Raw genomic sequence first — 22983 nt, 5'->3', positions numbered from 1 at the left:
CGCACCGGGGAAAAGGAAAGCGCCCCGACCGTCGACCCGTGGGGGGATCGACGGCGGGGCGCTTTTCGTTGCGCTCACGTCACCGGGAGGGCGGCTCGCACTCCCGGGGCGGCGGCACGGCGATCACCGGTGGGGTGATCGACGGCCAGGTGTTCGACGGCCGGGGATTCAGCGGGCCTCGACCGGGACGAAGTCGCGCAGGACCTCGCCGGTGTAGATCTGGCGCGGACGGCCGATGCGGGAGCCGGGCTCCTTGATCATCTCGTGCCACTGGGCGATCCAGCCGGGAAGGCGGCCGAGTGCGAAGAGCACGGTGAACATCTCGGTCGGGAAGCCCATGGCCCGGTAGATCAGACCGGTGTAGAAGTCCACGTTCGGGTAGAGGTTGCGCGAGACGAAGTACTCGTCGGCCAGCGCGTGCTCTTCCAGCTTCAGCGCGATGTCCAGCAGCTCGTCGCTCTTGCCGAGCGCCGAGAGGACGTCGTGGGCCGCAGCCTTGATGATCTTCGCCCGGGGGTCGAAGCTCTTGTAGACGCGGTGTCCGAAGCCCATGAGGCGGACGCCGTCTTCCTTGTTCTTCACCTTGCGGATGAAGGCGTCGACGTCGCCGCCGTCGTTCTTGATGCCTTCGAGCATCTCGAGGACGGACTGGTTGGCGCCACCGTGCAGCGGGCCCCACAGGGCGCTGATGCCGGCGGAGATCGAGGCGAACATGTTCGCCTGCGAGGAGCCGACCAGACGCACGGTGGAGGTCGAGCAGTTCTGCTCGTGGTCCGCGTGCAGGATGAGCAGCTTGTCCAGCGCCGAGACCACGACCGGGTCCAGGTCGTACTCCTGGGCCGGCACGGAGAACGTCATGCGCAGGAAGTTCTCGACGTAGCCGAGGTCGTTGCGCGGGTAGACGACCGGGTGGCCGACCGACTTCTTGTACGCGTAGGCCGCGATCGTCGGAAGCTTGGCGAGCAGCCGGATCGTCGAGAGGTGGCGCTGCTTCTCGTCGAACGGGTTGTGGCTGTCCTGGTAGAACGTCGACAGCGCGCTGACCACGGAGGACAGCATCGCCATCGGGTGCGCGTCACGGGGGAAGCCGTCGTAGAAGCGCTTCACGTCCTCGTGCAGCAGCGTGTGCTGGGTGATCTCGTTGCGGAACGACGCGAGCTCGTCGACGGTCGGCAGCTCACCGTTGATCAGCAGGTACGCGACCTCGATGAAGGTCGAGCGCTCGGCCAGCTGCTCGATCGGGTATCCGCGGTAGCGCAGGATGCCCTGTTCGCCGTCGAGGTAGGTAATGGCGGACTTATAGGCGGCGGTGTTCCCGTAGCCACTGTCCAGGGTGACCAGCCCGGTCTGGGATCGGAGCTTCGAGATGTCGAAGCCCTGGTCGCCTACGGTGCTTTCGACCACCGGGTAGGTGTATTCACCGTCCGCGTACCGCAGTACTACAGAGTTGTCGCTCACGTCATCCCTCACCGACGTAGTGCCTCTTCTTCGAGGTGCCCTGACTGCCTCTACCTTCCCCCATTTGGCACAGGTGAGTGCACTCGGGGTCGGGGTTTGGTGTTTTTGACGGCACTGAGTGCCTTCAAGCTGCTCATCCTGCCCCCTCCGAACCGGCGGGGATACCCCAAATGATCGATCATCTAGGTGATGTTTCCCACCGGTATCTGTCCGGAAAGCCGGGGCGCGACAGCCGTGAACCTCCTGCCTGCGGAAACCGTACGCACCGCCTGGCCGAGGGCCTTGCGGGACCCGACCAGCACGACCAGTTTCTTCGCCCTGGTCACCGCCGTGTAGAGGAGGTTGCGCTGGAGCATCATCCAAGCCCCGGTGGTGACCGGGATCACGACCGCGGGATATTCACTCCCCTGGGAACGGTGGATGGTGACGGCGTAGGCGTGGGCCAGCTCGTCCAGCTCGGAGAACTCGTAGCCGATCTCCTCGTCCTCCTCCGTCCGCACGGTCAGGCGCTGTTCGTCCAGGTCCAGCGCGGTGACCACGCCCACGGTGCCGTTGAAGACGCCGTTGGCCCCCTTCTCGTAGTTGTTCCGGATCTGGGTCACCTTGTCGCCCACCCGGAAGACCCGGCCGCCGAAGCGCTTTTCGGGCAGGTCCGGCCGGGCCGGGGTGATCGCCTGCTGGAGCAGCCCGTTGAGGTTCCCCGCTCCGGCCGGGCCCCGGTGCATGGGCGCGAGGACCTGGATGTCGCGGCGCGGATCGAGGCCGAATCTGGCCGGAATGCGACGGGCCGCCACGTCCACGGCGAGCACCCCGGCTGCCTCGGTGTCCTCCTCGGCGAAGAGGAAGAAGTCCGGCAGCCCGTCGGTGAGGGGCGGGAGCCCGGTGTTGATGCGGTGCGCGTTGGTGACCACGCCCGACTGCTGGGCCTGCCGGAAGATCCGGGTCAGTCGGACGGCGGGCACCGGTCCGCCCTCGGCCAACAGGTCCCGCAGCACCTCGCCCGCGCCCACCGACGGCAGCTGGTCCACGTCCCCCACCAGCAGCAGGTGGGCGCCGGGCGCCACCGCCTTGACGAGCTTGTTGGCGAGCAGCAGGTCGAGCATCGAGGCCTCGTCGACCACCACCAGGTCCGCGTCCAGCGGCCGGTCCCGGTCGTACGCCGCGTCCCCGCCCGGTTTCAGCTCCAGCAGCCGGTGCACCGTGGAGGCCTCGGCGCCGGTCAGCTCCGCCAGCCGTTTGGCGGCCCGCCCGGTGGGCGCGGCGAGCACCACCTTGGCCTTCTTGGCCCGGGCCAGCTCCACGATCGAGCGGACGGTGAAGGACTTGCCGCAGCCCGGCCCGCCGGTGAGCACCGCGACGCGGCGGGTCAGGGCGAGCTTGACCGCGTCCCGCTGCTCGGGCGCGAGGGTGGCCCCGGTCCTCCCGGCCAGCCAGCCCAGCGCCTTCTCCCAGTCGACGTCGCCGAAGCCCGGCATCCGGTCCTCCTCGGTGTGCAGCAGCCGCCGCAGCTGCCCGACGAGGGAGAGTTCGGCGCGGTGGAAGGGGACCAGGTAGACCGCGGTGAGCGGCGGGCCGCCCTGCGGATCGGGCACCTTCTCGCGCACCACGCCCTCGGGATCCGCGGCCAGTTCGGCCAGGCACTCGATGACCAGGCCCGTGTCCACCTGGAGGAGCTTGACCCCGTCGGCGATCAGCCGCTCCTCGGGCAGGAAGCAGTGGCCCTGGTCGGTGGATTGGGAGAGGGCGTACTGGAGTCCGGCCTTGACCCGCTCGGGGCTGTCGTGCGGGATGCCCACGGACTGGGCGATCTTGTCGGCGGTGAGGAAGCCGATGCCCCAGACGTCGGCGGCGAGCCGGTAGGGCTGGTTGCGCACCACCGAGATGGAGGCGTCGGCGTACTTCTTGTAGATGCGCACCGCGATGGAGGTGGAGACCCCGACCCCTTGGAGGAAGACCATGACCTCCTTGATGGCCTTCTGTTCCTCCCAGGCGGCGCCGATCATCTTCGTCCGCTTGGGCCCGAGCCCGGGCACCTCGACCAACCGCTTCGGCTCGTCCTCGATCACGTCCAGGGTGTCGACGCCGAAGTGCTCGACGATCCGGTCGGCGATCTTCGGTCCGATGCCCTTGATCAGGCCGGAGCCGAGGTAGCGGCGGATGCCCTGGATGGTGGCGGGGAGCACCGTGGAGTAGTTGTCGACCGTGAACTGCTTGCCGTACTGCGGGTGCGAGCCCCAACGGCCCTCCATGCGCAGCGATTCGCCGGGCTGCGCGCCGAGCAGCGCGCCGACCACCGTGAGGAGGTCGCCGCCGCCGCGCCCGGTGTCGACGCGGGCGACCGTGTAGCCGCTCTCCTCGTTGGCGTAGGTGATGCGCTCCAGGACCCCTTCGAGCACCGCCGTGTTCACCGCACTGTCCGTCCCCATGGCGCAACGCTAGCGTCCGGCGCCGACAGCCCGTCGGGGCCTGTGGAGAAAACGAAAGGGGGTCCGGCCTCGCGGCCGGACCCCCTCACGGTTACCCCTCCCTCGTCGGACTTCCCGATCCCCCCAGATCCCCTCCCGGAAGTTCCGACGCACCATACGACCCTCGACCCGGCTGGACGGTTGCACAGAGATGCGAGGCTTTATCGTTCTGTTACCCGAGGTGCCGGCAAAACACGACAGACGTAGCGTTTCAGTCATGAGCGAACCTTCCTTCCAGGACGACGTGATCAACGAGCTGGGCGACGACAAGCTGACCGAGATCGCGGGTCTGCTCGGCACCGACGCCACGGGCGCGCGCGACACGATCGCCACCACCGTCGGCGCGATGACCGGTGACCTCCAGCAGAAGGCCGACACGGACGACGACGACGGCCACGAGGTCCGCCAGGCCTTCGCCGAGGTGACCGAGCCCCCGCTCCAGGGCGTGGCCACCCTGGGCGGCGGCCTGCTGAGCGGCGGCATGATGGCCGGTGTGCTGGCCAAGGTGAGCAAGCCCGTCGCCGCGGCCGTCTCCAAGAAGACCGGCATCCCCGCCCCCACCGTCGCCCGGGTGATCGAGCTGCTGATCCCCGTGCTGCTGGCCGTCTTCGCCAAGCGCGCGGCGGGCAAGGGCGCGGGCGCGGGCTCCCCCCAGGCCTCGGGCGCCCCGGCCCCGGGCGCGGCACCGGGCGCGGCCCCGGGCGGCGGCCTCGGTGACCTGCTCGGCCAGATCCTCGGCGGCGGCAAGAAGTAACTCCCCCTCACCGCGGCCCCGCAGCCTCACCCGTACGGCGCATCCGGGACGTACGGGTGCGGCGCGGAGCCGGAAACCCCCGTTCCCCGGCTCCGCGCCGCGCCGTATCCTCGGACGCCATGGACACGTCCGGCACACAGGTAGTACTCCGCCCTCCGGAACCCGGCGACCTGGGCTGGATCGTGCAGCGCCACGGCGCCCTCTACGCCGCCGAGTACGGCTGGAACAGCGAGTTCGAGGGGCTGGTCGCGCGGATCGTCGCGGACTTCGCCCAGGACCACGACCCCTACCTCGAACGCGTCTGGATCGCCGAGTCGGACGGTCGCCCGGTGGGCTCGGTCATGTGCGTGCGCGATCCGGCCCCCGGCACCGCCCGGCTGCGCCTGCTCCTGGTGGACCCGGCGGGCCGCGGCCGCGGGACCGGCGCGCTGCTGGTGGACACGGTGATCGCCTTCGCCCGCTCGGTCGGCTACCGCGAGCTGGTGCTGTGGACCAACGACGTCCTGACCGGGGCCCGTTCCCTCTACCAGAGCGCCGGTTTCACCCTGGTCGCCGAGCGCGAGCACCGTTCGTACGGCGTCACCCTGACCGGACAGGACTGGCGACTGCCGCTCCAGGAGGACCCGCCGCACTGAGCGGTGCGGGGGCGCCGCGGACCGTACGGCCACCCGTACGGGCGCCCCGCGCCGGGGCCAGCGAGGTGGCCGCGACCCCGCCGACCAGCAGCGCCGCGGCCAGCCAGCGCAGGGGCGAGATCGCCTCGCCCAGCACCAGCGCCGCCGAGGACATCCCGAAGACCGGCACCAGCAGCGAGAACGGCGCCACCGACGAGGCCGGGTAGCGGCGCAACAGGTAGCCCCAGGCCCCGAAGCCGAAGACGGTGGACACCCAGGCGACGTAGCCGATGACGGCCGCCCCGGACCAGTCCAGGGCGCGCAGCGCGGCGAGGTCCCGCTCGGGCCCCTCCACCAGCAGCGAGAGGCCGAACAGGGGCAGCACCGGCACCGCGCACACCCACACCATGAAGTTCAGCGCGTCGGGCGGGGCGGCCCTGCGGGTCAGCACGTTGGACACCCCCCAGCACGCGGCGGCCGCGACCACCAGCAGGAAGGCGGTGACGGGCGCCGAGGTCCCGCGGTCCACGGCCGCGACGGCGATGCCCGCGAGCGCGACGCCCATTCCGGCCAGCCGGACCCGCCCGGGCCGCTCGCGCAGCACGACGGCGGCGAGGACGGCGGTGAAGACGGCCTGCACCTGGAGCACCAGCGAGGACAGCCCGGCCGGCATCCCGGCGGCCATGCCGGTGAAGAGGAGCCCGAACTTCGCGATGCCCAGGGCCACCCCGACCCCCAGGACCCACTTCCAGGCGACCTTGGGGCGCCCCACGAAGAACACCGCGGGCACGGCCGCGACGAGGAAGCGCAGGGCGGACAGCAGCAGCGGCGGGAAGTGGTCGAGCCCGATCTCGATGACGACGAAGTTGAAGCCCCAGACGGCGGCCACGAGGACGGCCAGGGCGGTGTGTACGGGACGCATGAGAAGAGCATCGGCGCTGGAACCATGTAGCACCAGCGATGATCTCTTCCCCGTTGGATGAAGCAGCGCTTACGATTCGAGCATGCTCGACCTGTCCCGGCTCCGCGCCCTGCACGCCGTCTCCGTCCACGGTTCCGTCGCGGGCGCGGCGGCCGCCCTCGGCTACACCCCCTCCGCCGTCTCCCAGCAGATCGCCAAGCTGGAACGGGAGACCCGCACCACGCTCCTGGAGCGCCGCGGCCGCGGTGTCGCGCTCACCGAGGAGGCCCGCCACCTGGCCTCCACCGCCCAGGAGTTGCTGGGGATCGTGGAGCGGGCCGAGACCACCCTGGAGGAGCGGCGGGGGCAGCCCAGCGGGCTGCTGCGGGTGGCCGCCTTCGCCTCCGCCGCGCGCGGACTGCTGCCCGGGGTGCTGGCCGAACTCGCCGACCGGCACCCGGCCCTGGAGGTCCGGTTGACCGAGGTCGACCCGCACCTCTCGGTGGACCTGGTGACCCGGGGCGTCACCGACCTGGCGGTGGCCCACGACTGGGACATCGCGCCGCTGCCGGTGCCCGAGGGGGTCGAGCAGGCGGTGATCGGCGACGACCTCTGCGACCTGCTGGTGCCCGCGGGCCACCCCTTCACCGCCCGGTCCGTCGTGCGGCGCGCGGACCTCGGCGGGGAGCGCTGGATCTGCCAGCCGCCCGGCCGGGTCTGCCACGACTGGCTGGTGCGCACCCTGCGCGCGGTCGGCGCCGAGCCGCACGTCGTGCACGTCGCCGAGGAGAACCACACCCTGGTCGCCCTGGTCGCGGCGGGCCTGGGCGTCGCGGTGGTGCCGCGCCTGGGCACCGGCCCGCTGCCGCCGGGCGCCGTGGCCGTCCCGCTGCGCCCGACGCCCGTGCGCAGGGTGCACGCCCTGTGGCGGGCCGGGGCCGCGCGGCGGCCGGCCATCACGGAGGCCGTCCGCACCCTCCAGGAACACTGGGCCACCACGTCCGGGGGACCCGGCGAGTGTCCTTAGCCGCCGCGGGGGCGCGCGGCGTTAGCGTGCCCGGGTGCCGAACCACGCGTCCCGCCGCTCCCTGTTGTCCGCCGCCGCCGTGGCCGCCGTAGCCGTCACGGGAGCCGCCGCCGCGCTCCCCCGCCGGGCGCAGGGCGCCCCGCGGGGCCGCGGGCCCGCGCCCGCGCCCGGGGATTCGGCGGCGCGCCTGCTGGCTGCCATGACCCTGGAGGAGAAGGTCGGGCAGCTCCTCGTCAGCCGGATCTACGGGCATTCCGCGACCGCGCCCGATCCGGCCGACGCGGACACCTCCGAGGCCGAGCTGGGGGTGCGCACCGCGGCCGAGCTGATCGCCCGTTACCACCTGGGCGGGATCATCTACTTCGGCTGGGCGCACAACATCCGCTCCCCGCGCCAGGTCGCCGAGCTGTCGAACGAGCTCCAGCGCGCCGCCGGCGCCGACGGGGACGGCGTCCCGCTGCTGCTCTCCACCGACCAGGAGCACGGGGCCGTCAACCGGATCGGGCGGCCCGCGACCCAACTGCCGGGGGCGATGGCCCTGGGCGCGGCCACCGGCGCGGGCGCCGCGGCCGCGGCCGACGCCGCCCGGCGGGCCGCGCGGATCGCGGGGACCGAACTGGCCGCGATGGGCGTCCGCCAGGACTACGCCCCGGTCGCCGACGTGAATGTGAACCCGGCCAATCCGGTGATCGGCGTACGGTCCTTCGGCTCGGCTCCGCTGGCGGTCGCGGCGCTGGTCGCGGCCCAGGTGGGCGGCTACCAGGGCGCCGGGGTGGCCGCCACCGTCAAGCACTTCCCCGGGCACGGGGACACCGACACCGACAGCCACGTCGGGCTGCCGGTGATGCGGCACACCCGCGCCGAGTGGGAGGAGCTGGACGAGCCGCCGTTCCGGGCGGCCGTCGGGGCGGGCGTGGACGCGGTGATGACCGCGCACATCGTCTTCGCCGCGCTCGATCCCGCCGGGGACCCGGCGACCCTCTCGCACCCGATCGTCACGGGCATCCTGCGCGAACGCCTCGGCTTCACGGGGGTGGTGGTCACCGATTCGCTGCGGATGGCCGGGGTCCGACAGAAGTACGGGGACGACCGGGTGCCGGTGCTGGCCCTGCTGGCGGGCTGCGACCAGCTGCTCGACCCGCCGGACGTGGGACTCGCCCACCGCAGCGTGCTGGCCGCGGTCCGCTCGGGCGAGCTGACCGAGGCCCGGATCGAGGAATCGGTCCTGCGGATCCTGCGGCTCAAGGAACGCCGGGGGCTGTTGGCGCATCCTTTCGTGGACCCGGCGGAGCTCGCGACGACGGTGGGCGTCCCGGAGCACCTCGCCGAGGCCGACCGGATCGCGGCCGCCACGACCACCCTGCTGGCCAACACCCAGGGGCTGCTGCCGCTGGATCCGGTGCGCTACCCGAAGCTGCTGGTCACCGGCGCCGATCCGGCGTCGCCCACCGGCACCGGCGGCCAGCCGACGACCGTCCTCGCGCGCGAGCTGGGAGCGCTCGGCTTCACGACGACCGCGACGGCGCCCGAGCGGGCGGTGGCCGCCGCGCCGGACCACGACGTGGTGCTGGTGTGCACCTCCAACGTCCCGGAGGGCGCCGCGAGCGCCCCCTACGCCCTGGTGCGGGACCTGGTGGCGGCCGGCGCCCGGGTGGTGACGGTGGCGCTGCGCAATCCGTACGACCCGGCCCGGCTGCCGCCGGTCGCCGCCGCGCTGGCGACGTACTCCTGGGGCGAGGGGGAACTGCGGGCCGCCGCGCGGGTGGTCGCGGGCGCGCACCGGCCCACGGGCCGGCTCCCGGTGCCGGTGCCGGGGCGCTGGCCGCTGGGGCACGGGCTGACGTACTGAACGCGTCCGCCCCCGCGGGCCGACGGGCCCGCGGGGGCGGAGGGGTCACCGGAGCGAACGCCGGCTCACCGGGTCACGGCCGCAGCTGCGGCTCGCGCTCCAGGTCGCGCTTGTCGAGCTGGGCGTCGGCCCGGGCGAGCGGGGCCGCCTTGTTCGGGTCGGCCTGCACGGCGGCGGGGGCGACCCCGGCCCACTGCAGGATCTTCGCGGTGGCGAGCTTGCTCTCGCCCTCCTGGAGCTTGGCCACGTTGGCTCCGTGGTTGGCCCCGGGGGCGATCATCACGTAGCTGTCGCGGACCCCGTATCCGAGGCGGAAGGGCTCGGCGCCCCACGGGTCGTTCTGCCCGTACACGAACAGCATCTGCTGGGCGTTGTTGCGCACCCAGTTGTCCACGTCGGCCATGACGCCGGGCTGGAAGGTCATGGGGATGTCGCGGGGCACGAAGTTGCGCGGGGGCTGGTAGCCGTAGCGGCTCAGACCGGCCAGGTGCGGCTGCTTGATGTCGGGCGAACCGAGCTGGGTGCCCGCCTGGTAGTAGTACGGGGTGTACGTCTCCAGGCCCTGGTCCGCGTAGGCGGAGAAGCCGGAGATCGCGTCCACCGTGTCCCAGATCTGCTGGTCGGTGGCGGTCGCGGCGGTCGGGATGCCCGCGCAGTCGGCCAGCAGGCTGTACTGCCAGAAGGCCCAGGTGTAGTCGAGCACGACGGCCTCGTAGGCCTTGTCGATGTTGCCGACGGTGGTGAAGGTCCAGCCGTTCTCGACGGCGGCGGCCGCGTACTTGGCCTCCAGCGGCACGCGGCGCACCAGCGCCTCGCGCTGCACCGCGTTCAGCTTGTCGCGGCACTCCTTGGTGCCGACCTTGGTGAAGAACCGGTCGTAGGCCGAGTCCTCCTTGTTGACGACGTCGTTGGGGGCTACGTAGGCGACGACCCCGTCCATGTCGTGGGAGTAGAAGCGCTCGTAGTACGTCGCCGTCATGCCGCCCTTGCTGCCGCCCGTGGCCAGCCAGTTCTTGGTGTAGATCTTCTTGAGGGCGGTGAAGATGCGGTGCTGGTCACTGGCCGCCTGCCAGATGTCCAGGTTCGACCAGTTGGCCGGGTCGGGGCGGGACGGGGTGAAGAAGCGGTACTCCAGCGACACCTGGTTGCCGTCGACGATGGTCGTCGGCTCGCTGCGGCGCGGACTGGTGTTGACGTTGTACCCGGAGGTGAAGAAGACCGTGGGGCGGGACGTGTCCTTGTGCAGCAGGGTCAACCGCTGCTTGAAGGTGCCCTTCCACGGCTGCCGGTGATCGACGGGCTGCTCGTAGTTCAATACGAAGAACCGGTATCCGGTGTACGGCTTTTCCTCGATGAGGGTCATCCCCGGAATCGCGAGGATCCGGTCCTTGATGTCCGTGGCGGCGGTCGGCCCGGCGGCGGTGGCCGCTTGTGCCGTCACGCCCGCCGCGCCCATGGTGCCGATCAGCACCACGAACGACAACAGCCATCTGAGCGCCTTGTGCATTCTCACCCTCCCCTTGAGTTCACTGCGGTACCGGTGAACCTAGCGGGATCAACGCACGCTCGAACAGGGGGCGTTGGGCCTCCCTCTCAGCACAGGATCCAGCCGGAGCCGACCGCTTCCGACCCCACCTGCCCCTTTACATACACGCAGCGGCTCACGGCGGGCACGGTGACGGGCCCGGCGAACCGGGTGAAACGACCCTCGTCGCGGACCGGCACCCCGCCGCGCGGCTGCACGCTCACCGACATCCACGTCCGCACCCCCGGGCGCGCGGGCACGGTCACCGCGCACACCTGGGCATGGGTCTTGTACACGCGGACCTCGCCCCCGGCGAAGTCCACGGTCCGGGCCAGCTGGCCCGGACAGCCACCGGTCGCCGCCTGCGCCGGCGGCGCCGCCAACAGCACGCCGGACGCGAGGAGCAGCCCCGCCGAGAACACCCCCGCGGCCCTGACCCCCCGGCCCGCCCCACCCCTCAACCCGAACACGCTTACCCCCGTCGGTCGTACGTACGACGTACGCCTCCGTACGACGCACGGACCCCCCGGAAGGTTGCAGGCGGCAACCACGTCCGAGGGGTCCGGTGCGCGGGGGGCGGGGCGGCGCGCTGCCGCGGGGTCAGGCCGCGGCGCGCTCGTCCTCGCCGACGAAGGTCCGCCACAGGCGGGCGTAGCGGCCGCCGCGGGCCAGGAGTTCGGCGTGGGTGCCGTCCTCGACGACCCGGCCGTGGTCCATCACCACGACCCGGTCGGCGCGCGCGGCGGTGGTCAGCCGGTGGGCCACCACCAGCGTGGTGCGCTTGCCCGCGAGGCGATCGGTGGCCTGGTTGACCAGACCTTCGGTGGCCAGGTCGAGGGCCGCGGTGGCCTCGTCGAGGAGCAGGACGTCCGGGTCGACGAGCTCCGCGCGGGCCAGGGCGATCAGCTGGCGCTGGCCCGCGGAGAGGTTGCGGCCGCGCTCGGCGACGGCGTGCAGGTAGCCGCCGTCCAGCGTCGCGATCATGTCGTGCGCCCCGACCGCGCGGGCGGCGCCCTCCACCTCGGCGTCGCTCGCGCCGGGCCGCCCGTAGGCGATGGCGTCGCGCACGGTCCCCGGGAAGAGGTAGGACTCCTGGGGGACCACGCCGAGGCGGTGGCGGTACGCCGTCAGGTCGAGGTCGCGCAGGTCCTGGCCGTCGGCGGTGACCCGGCCGGAGGTGGGGTCGTAGAACCGGGCGACCAGCTTGACCAGGGTGGACTTGCCCGCTCCGGTCTCGCCGACGAACGCGACGGTCTGCCCCGCGGGTATCCGCAGGCTGATGCCGCCCAGCGCGTCGCCCTTGGCACCGCGCTCCTCGGCGGTCCCGTACTGGAACCGGACGTCCTCGAAGGCGATCTCGCCGCGCAGGGCGGGCACCTCGCGCGGCTCGGCGGGCAGCGGGGTGGTGGTCGGCTCGCGCAGCAGCCCCTGGATCCGGCCGAGCGAGACGGTGGCCTGCTGGTAGCCGTCGAAGACCTGGGAGAGCTGCTGGACGGGCGCGAAGAACAGGTCGATGTAGAGCAGGTACGCGACCAGCGCGCCCGTGGTCAGCGTGCCCGCCTCGACCCGGCCCGCGCCGACGATGAGCACGGCCGCCGCGGCGACCGAGGACAGCAGCTGAACGAAGGGGAAGTAGACCGATATCAGCCACTGGCCGCGGACCCGGGCCTCGCGGTAGGAGTGGCTGCGCTCGGCGAAGCGCTCCGCGCCGATGCCCTCGCGGCGGAAGGCCTGGACGATCCGCAGCCCCGACACCGACTCCTGGAGGTCGGCGTTGACCAGGCCGACCCGGTCGCGGGCGAGCTCGTACGCCGCCACCGACTTGCGGCGGAAGACCACCGTGGCGATCACCAGCAGGGGCAGCGTGGCGAAGACGATGAGGGCCAGCTCGACGTCGAGGACGAGCAGCGCGACGAGGATGCCGAAGAAGGTGAAGACGGAGACGACCGCGGTGACCAGACCGGTCTGCAGGAAGCTGGAGAGGGCGTCCACGTCCGTGGTCATCCGGGTCATGATCTTGCCGGTCAGCTCGCGCTCGTAGTAGTCGAGGCCGAGCCGCTGGAGCTGGGCGAAGATCTTGACGCGCAGGGCGTACAGGACGCGCTCGCCGGTCCGTCCGGTCATCCGGGTCTCGGCGAACTGCGCGGCCCACTGGACGAGGACCACGGCCAGGGCCAGGCCCGCGGCCACCCATACGGCGCCGAGCGCGAGCCGCTCGACGCCCTGGTCGATGCCGTGCCGGATCAGGATCGGCAGCAGCAGACCGGCGCCCGCGTCGAGGGCGACCAGGCCGAGGCTGACGGCGAGCACGGCCCAGAAGCCGCGCAGCAGGTGGCGCAGGCCGTAGCTCTCCTCCGCGGCCGCGGCCCGCGCCTCGTCCACGTCGGGGGTGTCGTCGGCGGGCGGCAGGGCGGCCACCTGCGCGAGGAGTTCGGGGGTGGCGGGCATTCCCGCGACGGCTCCGGCCATGGAGTGGCCGGCTCCGGGCGCGCCACTACCGGCGGCGGGGGCCGTGGTCGCGTCCGCCGCTTCCTGGCGGCGCCACAGCTCGGGGGTGACCCCGTCGGCGACCCGGCGCTTGGCGCCGACCTGCTCGGAGTCGATCTCCGCTTCGAGTTCCAGGTCGCGTTCGAGATCGCGCTCCAGCTCCCGTTCGAGGCCGGCGAGGGCGCCGACACCCGGCTCGGGCGTGCGCGGCGAACCGGCGCCGAGCTCATCGGGGTCGGTGAGCAGCCGCCGGTAGAGCGCGGAGCGGCGCTCCAGCTCCTCGTGGGTGCCGACGTCGGAGAGCCGGCCCCGGTCGAGCACGGCGATCCGGTCGGCCAGCGCGAGGGTGGAGCGGCGGTGGGCGATCAGCAGGGTGGTGCGGCCCGCCATGACGGAGCGCAGCGCCTCGTGGATCTCGTGCTCGACGCGGGCGTCGACCGCCGAGGTGGCGTCGTCGAGGAGCAGCAGCCGGGGGTCGGTGAGGATGGCGCGGGCGAGCGCGATGCGCTGGCGCTGGCCGCCGGAGAGGGTCAGGCCCTGCTCGCCGACCTTGGTGTCGTAGCCGGCCGGGAGCTCCGCGATGAACCCCTCGGCCTGGGCGGCGCGGGCGGCGGCCTCGACCTGCTCGTCGGTGGCGCCGGGGTGCCCGTAGGCGATGTTGGAGCGGATGGTGTCGGAGAAGAGGAACGAGTCCTCCGGCACCATTCCGATGGCGGCGCGCAGCGAGTCGAAGGTCAGCTCGCGCACGTCGTGGCCGCCGACGCGGACGGCGCCGCGGTCGGCGTCGTAGAAGCGGGGCAGGAGCAGCGAGACGGTGGACTTGCCGCTGCCGGAGGCGCCGACGACGGCGACGGTCTCCCCGGCCTCGATGGTGAGGGAGAAGCCGTCGAGGACGGGCCGCTCGGGGTCGTAGCCGAAGCCGACGGCGTCGAACTCGACGGTCGCGGGTGCGTCGGCGGGCAGCGCGTGGGCGCCGTCCCGGATGACGGGCTCGGTGTCGATGAGTTCCAGCACCCGCTCGACGCCCGCGCGGGCCTGCTGGCCCACGGTCAGCACCATGGCGAGCATCCGGACCGGTCCGACGAGCTGGGCGAGGTAGGTGGAGAAGGCGACGAAGGTTCCGAGGGTGACCTCGCCCTTGGTGGCCATCCAGCCGCCCAGCGCCAGGATCGCGACCTGCCCGAGGGCGGGTACCGCCTGGAGGGCGGGGGTGTAGCGCGAGTTCAACCGGATGCTGCGCATCCGTCCGGCGAACAGCCGCCGGCCGGCCTCGCGGAGCTTGCCGGTCTCCTGCTCCTCCTGGCCGAAGCCCTTCACGACGCGTACGCCGGTCACGGCGCCGTCCACGACGGTGGCGACGGCGGCGGCCTGGCCCTGGGCGTACCAGGTGGCGGGGAAGAGCTTCTTGCGGCTGCGCTTGGCTATGAACCACAGGGCCGGGGCCATGAGCACGGCGACCAGGGTGAGCAGCGGGGACAGCCAGAGCATGATCGCGAGGGATATCGCGAAGAGCAGGAAGTTCCCGATGGTCATGGGGAGCATGAACAGCAGGCCCTGGATGAGCTGGAGGTCGCTGGTGGCGCGGCCGACGACCTGGCCGGTGGACAGCTCGTCCTGGCGGCGTCCGTCGAGGCGGCCGATGGTGGCGAACATGTCGGTGCGCAGGTCGTGCTGCACGTCGAGGGCGAGCCGCCCGCCGTAGTACCTGCGGATGTAGGTCATCACGTAGACGATCAGGGCCGCGCCTATGAGCATCCCGGCCCAGGGGGCCATGGGCTTGCTCTTGTCCCCGATGACGTCGTCGATGATCACCTTGGTGACCAGCGGGACCAGCGCCATGACGGCCATGCCGCCGAGCGAGGACCCGAGCGCCAGCAGCACGTTGGCCTTGTAGCGCCAGGTGTAGCCGGTCAGCCGCTTGCCCCAGCCCTGGCCCTGTTTCTCCGCCGCCGCCACGTGGTGCCTCCCCGTCCGTCCTGCCTGTCCTGCCGGAAGCCCCAACGCTGCGACCGGCGGATTTCATCCCGCCGCAACAATCGAACAGGCATGTCGTCAGCATCGCGACCGCCGGACACCCTTTCGGGGGACTACCAGCCCGTTCCCGACGGCCATATACTGAGCTGCCTATACGTTCCGCTATATGGACGAGCCATTCGACATCGAGATCGAGCCGGAGGTCCGGCTCTGACTGATGAACCTTTCGGACACGGACTACCTGGTCGCGGAGCACGTGGTCGGGCTCCTGTTGGACAACCCGACCACGCTCAGCGAGCCGTACTCGCGCCATCTCGGCGACGGGCTGCGCGAACTCCGGTTCGACCTCGGTCGCGATCGGAGCTCGGTACGCATCTCGTACTGGCTCGCCCCCGACCGGCGGATCGTGTTGCTGACGGTCTTCCGCAAGACGAGGCAGCGCGAGGATCGCGAAGTGGCCCGAGCCAAACTCGCTAAGCAACACTGCAAGGCCGAACACGGGCCTGCAACCGATGTCTACATCCGTGACTCGAAGGGCGGAGTGTCGTAATGGTCAGCCACGCACGCTGGAAGCTCACCCGGGACAAAGAGATCGCCGAAGGTTTCTCGGAGAGCCCGGAAATCACCAGGCGCCGGGAGGAGATCCGGCTGGCGTTCGAACTCGGCCAGGCCGTCCACGACCGGCGGACCGAGCTGGGCATCTCCCAGACCGAGCTGGCCCGGCGGGCGGCCATGACCCAGCCGCAGATCTCCAAACTGGAGCTGGGCGGGACCGTGCCGACGGTGCCGCTGCTGGCGCGCCTCGCCCGGGCCATGGACTCAGAGCTGAACCTCCGGCTGGCCGGTGAGACCTCCCGCGTGGTCTTCACTGCCCACGGCCACGAAGCGGCCTGAGCTCCACCCGGACGTGCCGCGCCGATCAGACGTGCGTCGGGGCGAACATCTTCAAGGTGGCCGGGAGGACCAGGACCGAGGGGCCCGGGGTGGACAGGGACTTCGCGAGGTCCGCGCGCAGGGAGTCCGGGGTGGTCGTCGCCGCCGGGACGCCGAAGGACTCCGCCAGGGCGACGAAGTCGGGGCGGGTCAGCTCCGTACCCGTGGTGCGGCCGTCGAAGGACTGGCTCATGTACTCGCGCAGGATGCCGTAGCCGCCGTCGTCGACGATCAGCCAGGTCACGTCCAGGTCGTACTGGCGGGCCGTGGCCAGCTCCGCCAGGGAGTACATCGCGCCGCCGTCGCCCGAGACCGCCAGGACCGGGGTGCCCGGCTCGGCCGCGCAGGCCCCCAGGGCCGCCGGGAAGGCGTAGCCGAGGCCGCCCGCGCCCTGGGCCGAGTGCATCGTGTTGGGGTGCTTCGGGTCGAAGGCGGACCAGGCCCAGTAGGCCAGGATCGTCATGTCCCAGAAGGACGGCGAGCGCGCCGGGAGGGCGGCCCTGATCGAGGCCAGCAGGGACTGCTCCAGGGCCACGTCCTGCGTGGACAGGCGCTCGGCCACCGCGGCGAGGACCGCGCGCACCCGCTCCGGCGCGCCCGGATCCGGGCGCTCGGACACCGTCTCCAGCAGCGCCTGGAGCGCGAGCCGCGCGTCCGCGTGGATGCCGAGTCCGGCGTGGTTGGACTCCAGCTTGCCGAGGTCCGCGTCGATCTGGACGACCCGGCCCTCCGGGAAGAACGTGTGGTAGTTCGAGGAGAGTTCCCCGAGGCCCGAGCCGACGACCAGCAGGACGTCGGCGTCCTCCAGGAAGTCGGTCATGTGGCGGTCCTCCAGCCAGGACTGGAGGGAGAGCGGGTGGGTCCAGGGGAAGGCGCCCTTGCCGCCGAAGGTGGTGACGACCGGCGCGTTCAGCCGCTCGGCCAGCTCCCGCAGCTTCTTCGCGGCGTCCGAGCGGACCACTCCGCCGCCCGCGATGATCACCGGCCGTTCGGCGCGCTCCAGCCAGTGCGCGGCCAGCGCGGTCAGCTCCGGGCGCGGGGCGAGGTCGTGCGGGGTCGCGTCCACGCCCGTGACCTGCGGAACGATGGTTTCGGCACGCAGCACGTCCTCGGGGATCTCCACCCAGACCGGGCCGTGCGGAGCGGTCAGCGCCGACTCCCAGGCCGCGGCGATCACGGAGGGGATCTGGGACGGGGTGCGGGCCTCGTGCACCGACTTGACCACGTCCCGGAAGGACGCCGCCTGGTCCCGCAGCTCGTGCAGGTGACCGCGCCGCCCGCCGCCCAGGCCCGCGCTCGGCACCTGGGAGGCGATGGCCACGACCGGGGCGGAGGCGGCGGCCGCCTCCGCCAGGGCGGGCAGGGCCGTCAGCGCGCCCGGTCCGGTGGACAGCAGCAGCGGGACCGCCTCGCCCGTGAGACGGCCGTACGCGTCGGCCGCGAAGGCCGCGTTGTTCTCCACCCGCAGGCCGATCAGCCGCAGGTCGGAGCGGCCCAGCGCGTCGAAGGTGCCGAGCGCGTGCTGCCCCGGCAGGCCGAAGACGGTGGTCGCGCCGAGCGAGCGCAGCGTCTCCACGACCAGGTCCCCGCCGGTCCGGCCCGGCGGCGGCGCGAGTGCGGCCGCCTTCTGGGCTTCGGTGGGGCGGAGTACCAGGTCGTGGTCGTGCGTCACGGTTCTTACTTGCCCTTCGCCTGCGCGCTGTGCTCAATGGCGCTGCGTGCCCGCAGCGATTTGACGGCTCATGATCGTGGTCAGCTCGTACGCGGTGTGCGAGGCCGCGACCGAGGTGATCTCCGCGTGATCGTACGCCGGGGCGACCTCGACCACGTCGGCGGAAACCAGGTTGCAGGACGACAGGCCGCGGATGATCTCCAGCAGCTCGCGGGAGGTCATGCCGCCCGCCTCGGGGGTGCCGGTGCCGGGCGCGTGGGCCGGGTCCAGCACGTCGATGTCGATCGAGATGTACAGCGGGCGGTCGCCGATGCGCTGGCGCAGCTGGTCGGCGACCTCGTCGGCGCCGCGGCGGTAGACGTCGGCCGAGGTGACGATGCCGAAGCCCATCTTGGCGTCGTCGTCCAGGTCCTGCTTGCCGTAGAGCGGGCCGCGGGTGCCGACGTGCGAGAGCGCCTCGGTGTCGAGGATGCCCTCCTCGACGGCCCGGCGGAAGGGCGTGCCGTGCGTGTACTCGGCGCCGAAGTACGTGTCCCAGGTGTCCAGGTGCGCGTCGAAGTGCAGCAGCGCCACCGGGCCGTGCTTCTTGGCCACCGAGCGCAGCAGCGGCAGCGCGATGGTGTGGTCGCCGCCGAGGGTCATCAGGCGGGAGCCGTTGCCGATCAGCTCGTCGGCCGCGGCCTCGATCGTGTCGACGGCCTCGTTGATGTTGAAGGGGTTCGCCGCGATGTCACCGGCGTCGGCGACCTGCGCGAGGGCGAAGGGGGAGGCGTCCTGCGCCGGGTTGTACGGGCGCAGCAGGCGCGAGGCCTCGCGGATGGCGTTGCCGCCGAAGCGGGCGCCGGGGCGGTAGGAGACGCCGGAGTCGAAGGGCACGCCGACCACGGCGACGTCCGCCTTGCCGCCGACCTCGTCCAGGCGGGGCAGTCGGGCGAAGGTCGCGGGGCCCGCGTAGCGCGGGATGCGGGAGGAGTCGACGGGGCCGCGCGGCTGCGTGCTCATGGGGGGTGCCCTTCCTGGAGGTCCTGCGAGTGCGGTGCTTCGAGCGTAAACGGACACCCCGGGCACGCGGAGTGTACGTTCCATCCATCGAGCATCCCCGATGTGTACGGAGTATCCATGGAAGCCCCGCCCACTCCGCCGGTCCCGCTCGGCGCGCTGCTGCCGGAGCGGGAGCTGGGGCTGCGCCACCTCGCCGGACCCGCCGGGGCCGAGGTGCACGGGGTGCACGCCTCCGAGATGGCCGACCCCTCGCCGTACCTGCTGGGCGGCGAGCTGCTGCTCACCGCGGGCGCCGCGCTGGAGGACCCCGACGCGTACGTCGCCCGGCTCGCCCGCGCCGGCACGGCGGCCCTCGGCTTCGGCGTGACCCCGGTGCACGCGACCGTGCCCCCGGAGCTGGTGGCGGCCTGCGACCGGCACGGGCTGCCGCTGCTGGAGGTGCCCGCCGGGACGCCGTTCACGGCGGTCGCCCGCGCCGTGTGGCGGCTGATGGCGCGGGCCCGTACCCGCGAGCTGAGCCGGATCACCGAGGCCCAGCAGGCGCTGGCCGCCGCCGCGGCCCGGCCCGATCCGGTACCGGCCGTACTGTCCCGGCTGGCCGGCGTCCTGGACGGACACGCCGTACTGGTGAGCGCGGACGGGGTCCGGGAGGCGGCGGGCCGCCCCGCACCCGCGGGGGTGCTCGCGGCCCTGACCGCGCTGGCCGCCCGCGTCGCGGGGAACGGCCCCGGGGCCGGCGGTCCCGCCGCCGCGACCGCGACCGACACCCACGAGGGGCTGCACCTCTCGGTGCACGCCCTGGGGCGCCCGGGGGCGGCGCCCGGGGCCGCGCCCCTGCCCGTGCTGGCGCTGGCCGCGCCCGGCCGGGCCCCCGGGGACCACACCATCGCCTCGGTGGCCGCCGTGCTGCTGACGCTGCTGACCGCGCACCGCCCGCCCGGCCCGGAGACGGCCGCCCTGACCCGGCTGCTGCTCGACGGGGATCCGGACGGGGCGCTGGGGGCCGGGCCCTGGTACGCCGTCCACGCGCGCGGCGCCGGCGATCCGCGGGCCCTGGCGGCCGCGCTGGGCACCGTACTGCTGGACCCGGGCGAGGACGGCATGCGCCTGCTCACCGACCGGGACCCGGCCCCGCAGCCCGGCTGGCGGCTCGGGGTGGCGGCGCCCGCCGGGCCCGCGGGGCTGCGGACCGCCGGAGCCCAGGCGCGGCGGGCCCTGGAGCGCGCCGAGGCGGCCCGCGTCCCGCTGGCCCGGCACGCCCCGGGCGGCATCGCGGCCCTGCTCGACCCGGCGGAGGCCCGCGCGCACGCCGAGGCACTGCTCGCCCCGCTGAACCCGGCGCACGCGCGGACCCTGCGCGCCTGGCTGGCCCACCACGGCAGCTGGGACCGCAGCGCGGCGGCTCTGGGCGTGCACCGCAACACCGTCCGCCAGCGCATCGCCCGGTGCGCGACCCTGTTGGCGCTCGACCTGGACGATCCGGACACCCGGATGGAGCTGTGGTTCGCGCTGCGGCACGCCGGGGTGGAGGAGTGAGCCGACCGGGGCGACGCTGGTGACATGAGCCGATCGAACAGTTCACCAGAACCCGATCCGCGGGGATGGGGCCCCCGGGACGCCCCCCGGAGCGAGCCGCTCCGCGGGTACCCGTACCCGCAACCCCCGCCCCCGCCCGCGCCGCGCCGGCGTCGCCGCTGGCCGTGGGTGCTGCTCGGCCTCCTCCTGCTGTTGCTCGGCGGCTGCGCGGCCCTCTTCGCCGTCTTCGTCGGCGAGGTGCAGAAGGAGGCCGGTCGGCCCGCCCGGGTCACCTACGCGGCGACCGGCAAGGCCACGGACGTGACCATCACCTATTCGACCTGGCACGACGGCAGCGCCTCCACCAGCCAGGTGGGCGGCCAGAACCTGCCGTGGACCAAGGTGCTCACCACGAAGGGCTTCGCCAAGGGCGGCTCGCTCGTCGTCACGCTGGGCTCCCAGGGCGGCGCCGCCACCTGCTCGGTCACGGTCGACGACGACCCGCCGATCACGGCGAGCGCGATGGGCCCCTTCGCCTCGGCCGTCTGCAACGGCTTCTAGAGCATGTCGGCACGAACGGCGTGCGCAGCCTCACTCTGGACACGGAGCACAACCCACCAGTAACTTATCTGAGCAAGCGCTTAGAGCTCAGCCATCGATTGAGCAACCACTACGGCGCGAAACCACCTCCGCGAGAGCGGCGGCGGTTTAGCCGCAATAAGGAGGGTCGGCCGTGCGCCGTACCGTTTTCAACGAGGACCACGAGGCGTTCCGCGAGACCATCCGCGCCTTCATCGAGGCCGAGGTCGTTCCGGTCTACGACGAGTGGTTCCAGGCGGGCCAGGCGCCGCGCGACTTCTACTACAAGCTCGGCGAGCTGGGCGTCTTCGGCATCAACGTGCCCGAGGAGTTCGGCGGCGCCGGCCTGGACACGCACAAGTTCGAGGCGGTCCTCTACGAGGAGACCTCCCGCGCGGGCGTGAACTTCGGCGGCTCCGGCGTGCACGTGCTGCTCGCGCTCCCCTACATCAAGATGCTCGGCACCGACGAGCAGAAGAAGCGCTACCTGCCGAAGTTCGTCTCCGGCGAGGAGATGTGGGCCCTCGCGATGACCGAGCCGGGCACCGGTTCCGACGTCGCGGGCATGAAGACCACCGCCAAGCTCTCCGAGGACGGCACGCACTACGTCCTCAACGGCTCCAAGACCTTCATCACCGGTGGCGTCCACGCCGACCGCGTGATCGTCTGCGCCCGCACCTCCTCCCCGCGCGAGGACGACCGCCGCTTCGGCATCTCCCTCTTCGCCGTCGACACCAAGTCCGAGGGCTACTCCATCGGCCGCAAGCTCGACAAGCTGGGCCTGCGCACCTCCGACACCGCCGAGCTGGCGTTCGTCGACGTGAAGGTGCCGGTCGAGGACCTGATGGGCGAGGAGAACAAGGGCTTCTACTACCTCGGCGCCAACCTGCCCTCCGAGCGCTGGGGCATCGCCTTCGGCGCGTACGCCCAGGCCAAGGCCGCCGTCCGGTTCGCGCAGCAGTACGTCACGGACCGCACCGTCTTCGGCAAGCCGGTCGCCCACTTCCAGAACACCAAGTTCGAACTGGCCTCCTGCCAGGCCGAGGTGGACGCCGCCGAGGCCGTCTCCGACCGCGCGCTGGAAGCCCTGGACGCCGGTGAGCTGACCGCCGCCGAGGCCGCGTCCGCGAAGCTCTTCTGCACCGAGGTCGCGCACCGCGTCATCGACAAGTGCCTCCAGCTGCACGGCGGCTACGGCTACATGAACGAGTACCCGATCGCCCGCCTGTACGCCGACAACCGCGTGAACCGCATCTACGGCGGCACCAGCGAGGTCATGAAGTCCATCATCGCCAAGTCCATGGGTCTGTAAGGGATCTACCCTTCCCCCATGAACGAGGCACTGACGACGCTCCTCGACCTGCTCGACCTGGAGCAGATCGAGGAGAACATCTTCCGCGGTACCAGCCGTTCGGCGCTGGTACCGCGCGTCTTCGGCGGTCAGGTCGCGGCCCAGGCGCTGGTCGCGGCCGGCCGCACCGTGCCCGAGGACCGCACCGCGCACTCGCTGCACTCGTACTTCCTGCGCGCCGGTGACCCGGGCGCGCCGATCGTCTACTCCGTCGACCGGATCCGCGACGGGCGCTCCTTCACCACGCGCCGCGTCGTCGCCGTCCAGCACGGACAGCCGATCTTCCACCTCTCGGCGTCCTTCCAGACGCCCGAGGAGGGCCTGGACCACCAGGCCGCGATGCCGGACGCGCCCGATCCGGAGACCTTGGAGACGGCCGCCGAGGCCCTGCCCCGCTACCGGGACGTCTTCCGCGACCCGGGCACGGTCGAGCGGCTGATCGACGCGCGGGCCGCGGTGGACCTGCGGTACGCGACGACCCCGCCGTGGGGCAGCGTCGGCGAGCCGGTCGAGCCGCGCACGCAGGTCTGGTTCCGCACCGCGGGCAAGCTGGAGAGCGACGACCCCCTCCTCCACACCTGCCTGGCCACCTACGTCTCGGACATGACCCTGCTCGATTCCGTCCTGCTCGCGCACGGGCGCGGCGGCTGGGCGGTCGGCGACGTCGTGGGCGCCTCGCTGGACCACGCGATGTGGTTCCACCGGCCGTTCCGCGCGGACGAGTGGCTGCTGTACGACCAGGAGTCCCCCTCGGCCGCCGCCGGGCGGGGCCTGGGACAGGCCAGGATCTGGACCCGGGACGGGCGCCTCGCCGTCACCGTCATCCAGGAGGGCGTGGTGCGCGTCCCGCGCGCGTAGCCGGGGCGGCGGACGTACC

At 72.5% G+C, this 22983-nt stretch carries 17 protein-coding genes and 1 pseudogene; 10 read left to right on the top strand and 8 right to left on the bottom strand.

Going from position 1 to position 22983, the window contains the following annotated elements; translation table 11 throughout:
- Positions 1-168: 168 nt before the first annotated feature.
- Entirely contained in the window at positions 169-1458 is a 1290-nt protein-coding gene (locus ACIQWR_RS05360) for a citrate synthase (protein ID WP_399266950.1), read from the bottom strand.
- A 182-nt stretch (positions 1459-1640) separates the two neighbouring features.
- Complete coding sequence (locus tag ACIQWR_RS05355; protein ID WP_404005269.1) at positions 1641-3884, bottom strand: ATP-dependent RecD-like DNA helicase; 2244 nt, start codon at positions 3882-3884, stop codon at positions 1641-1643.
- A gap of 256 nt (positions 3885-4140) precedes the next feature.
- Here ACIQWR_RS05355 and ACIQWR_RS05350 point away from each other — a divergent pair, with 256 nt between their 5' ends.
- Both ACIQWR_RS05350 and ACIQWR_RS05345 read left to right on the top strand, forming a co-directional pair.
- Complete coding sequence (locus ACIQWR_RS05350) at positions 4141-4677, top strand: DUF937 domain-containing protein (RefSeq protein ID WP_404005268.1); 537 nt, start codon at positions 4141-4143, stop codon at positions 4675-4677.
- A 140-nt stretch (positions 4678-4817) separates the two neighbouring features.
- A pseudogene (locus ACIQWR_RS05345) lies at positions 4818-5312 on the top strand (GNAT family N-acetyltransferase); the annotation flags it as partial.
- Here ACIQWR_RS05345 and ACIQWR_RS05340 read toward each other — a convergent pair.
- Complete coding sequence (locus tag ACIQWR_RS05340) at positions 5257-6213, bottom strand: EamA family transporter (RefSeq protein ID WP_404005267.1); 957 nt, start codon at positions 6211-6213, stop codon at positions 5257-5259. The pseudogene ACIQWR_RS05345 and the gene ACIQWR_RS05340 sit on opposite strands and share 56 nt — an antisense overlap.
- A gap of 82 nt (positions 6214-6295) precedes the next feature.
- On the opposite strand from ACIQWR_RS05340, the gene ACIQWR_RS05335 reads away from it, so the two are divergent.
- Positions 6296-7219: a LysR family transcriptional regulator gene (locus ACIQWR_RS05335; RefSeq protein WP_404005266.1), complete on the top strand. Its 924-nt coding sequence runs from the start codon at positions 6296-6298 to the stop codon at positions 7217-7219.
- 34 nt (positions 7220-7253) lie between these two features.
- Positions 7254-9068: a glycoside hydrolase family 3 protein gene (locus tag ACIQWR_RS05330; protein WP_404005264.1), complete on the top strand. Its 1815-nt coding sequence runs from the start codon at positions 7254-7256 to the stop codon at positions 9066-9068.
- A 73-nt stretch (positions 9069-9141) separates the two neighbouring features.
- Here the strand turns inward: ACIQWR_RS05330 and ACIQWR_RS05325 are convergent, their stop codons facing one another.
- From ACIQWR_RS05325 to ACIQWR_RS05315, 3 genes are all read right to left on the bottom strand, one after another.
- Positions 9142-10575, bottom strand: a complete 1434-nt coding sequence (locus ACIQWR_RS05325) for an aminopeptidase (protein WP_399266957.1) — start codon at positions 10573-10575, stop codon at positions 9142-9144.
- Positions 10576-10661: 86 nt separating this feature from the next.
- Positions 10662-11063, bottom strand: a complete 402-nt coding sequence (locus tag ACIQWR_RS05320) for a hypothetical protein (RefSeq protein WP_404005262.1) — start codon at positions 11061-11063, stop codon at positions 10662-10664.
- A 130-nt stretch (positions 11064-11193) separates the two neighbouring features.
- Positions 11194-15036, bottom strand: a complete 3843-nt coding sequence (locus tag ACIQWR_RS05315) for an ABC transporter ATP-binding protein (RefSeq protein ID WP_404005261.1) — start codon at positions 15034-15036, stop codon at positions 11194-11196.
- A gap of 235 nt (positions 15037-15271) precedes the next feature.
- Between ACIQWR_RS05315 and ACIQWR_RS05310 the strand changes: the two genes are divergently transcribed.
- Together ACIQWR_RS05310 and ACIQWR_RS05305 are read left to right on the top strand one after the other, a co-directional pair.
- Complete coding sequence (locus tag ACIQWR_RS05310) at positions 15272-15604, top strand: type II toxin-antitoxin system RelE/ParE family toxin (RefSeq protein WP_404005259.1); 333 nt, start codon at positions 15272-15274, stop codon at positions 15602-15604.
- Positions 15604-15948 (top strand): helix-turn-helix domain-containing protein, encoded by a 345-nt coding sequence (locus ACIQWR_RS05305; RefSeq protein ID WP_404005258.1) that lies wholly within the window; start codon positions 15604-15606, stop codon positions 15946-15948. Before ACIQWR_RS05310 ends, ACIQWR_RS05305 begins: the two co-directional genes overlap by 1 nt.
- 25 nt (positions 15949-15973) lie before the next feature.
- Here ACIQWR_RS05305 and ACIQWR_RS05300 read toward each other — a convergent pair whose 3' ends face one another.
- Positions 15974-17659, bottom strand: coding sequence for a thiamine pyrophosphate-binding protein (locus ACIQWR_RS05300; RefSeq protein ID WP_404005256.1), 1686 nt, complete (start codon positions 17657-17659; stop codon positions 15974-15976).
- 33 nt (positions 17660-17692) lie between these two features.
- The gene (gene speB / locus ACIQWR_RS05295; RefSeq protein WP_404005255.1) at positions 17693-18661 is read right to left on the bottom strand and encodes an agmatinase; all 969 of its coding nucleotides are present in this window, start codon (positions 18659-18661) and stop codon (positions 17693-17695) included.
- Between the two features lie 117 nt (positions 18662-18778).
- On the opposite strand from speB, the gene ACIQWR_RS05290 reads away from it, so the two are divergent.
- The 4 genes from ACIQWR_RS05290 to tesB all read left to right on the top strand — a co-directional run bounded on the left by ACIQWR_RS05290 (position 18779) and on the right by tesB (position 22964).
- Positions 18779-20197, top strand: a complete 1419-nt coding sequence (locus ACIQWR_RS05290) for a PucR family transcriptional regulator ligand-binding domain-containing protein (RefSeq protein ID WP_404005254.1) — start codon at positions 18779-18781, stop codon at positions 20195-20197.
- Between the two features lie 168 nt (positions 20198-20365).
- Positions 20366-20737 carry an MmpS family transport accessory protein gene (locus ACIQWR_RS05285; RefSeq protein ID WP_404005253.1) on the top strand — a complete coding sequence of 124 codons (372 nt, stop codon included), beginning with the start codon at positions 20366-20368 and terminating at the stop codon, positions 20735-20737.
- Between the two features lie 172 nt (positions 20738-20909).
- Positions 20910-22067, top strand: coding sequence for an acyl-CoA dehydrogenase family protein (locus tag ACIQWR_RS05280; RefSeq protein ID WP_399266966.1), 1158 nt, complete (start codon positions 20910-20912; stop codon positions 22065-22067).
- Between the two features lie 18 nt (positions 22068-22085).
- On the top strand, positions 22086-22964 hold the full coding sequence (gene tesB, locus ACIQWR_RS05275) for an acyl-CoA thioesterase II (RefSeq protein ID WP_399266967.1): 879 nt from the start codon (positions 22086-22088) through the stop codon (positions 22962-22964).
- The last annotated feature ends 19 nt before the right edge of the window (positions 22965-22983 follow it).

The sequence above is a fragment of the Streptomyces sp. NPDC098789 genome (assembly GCF_044759975.1).
Taxonomy (GTDB): domain Bacteria; phylum Actinomycetota; class Actinomycetes; order Streptomycetales; family Streptomycetaceae; genus Streptomyces.
This window is presented reverse-complemented; position numbering and strand designations above follow the sequence as displayed.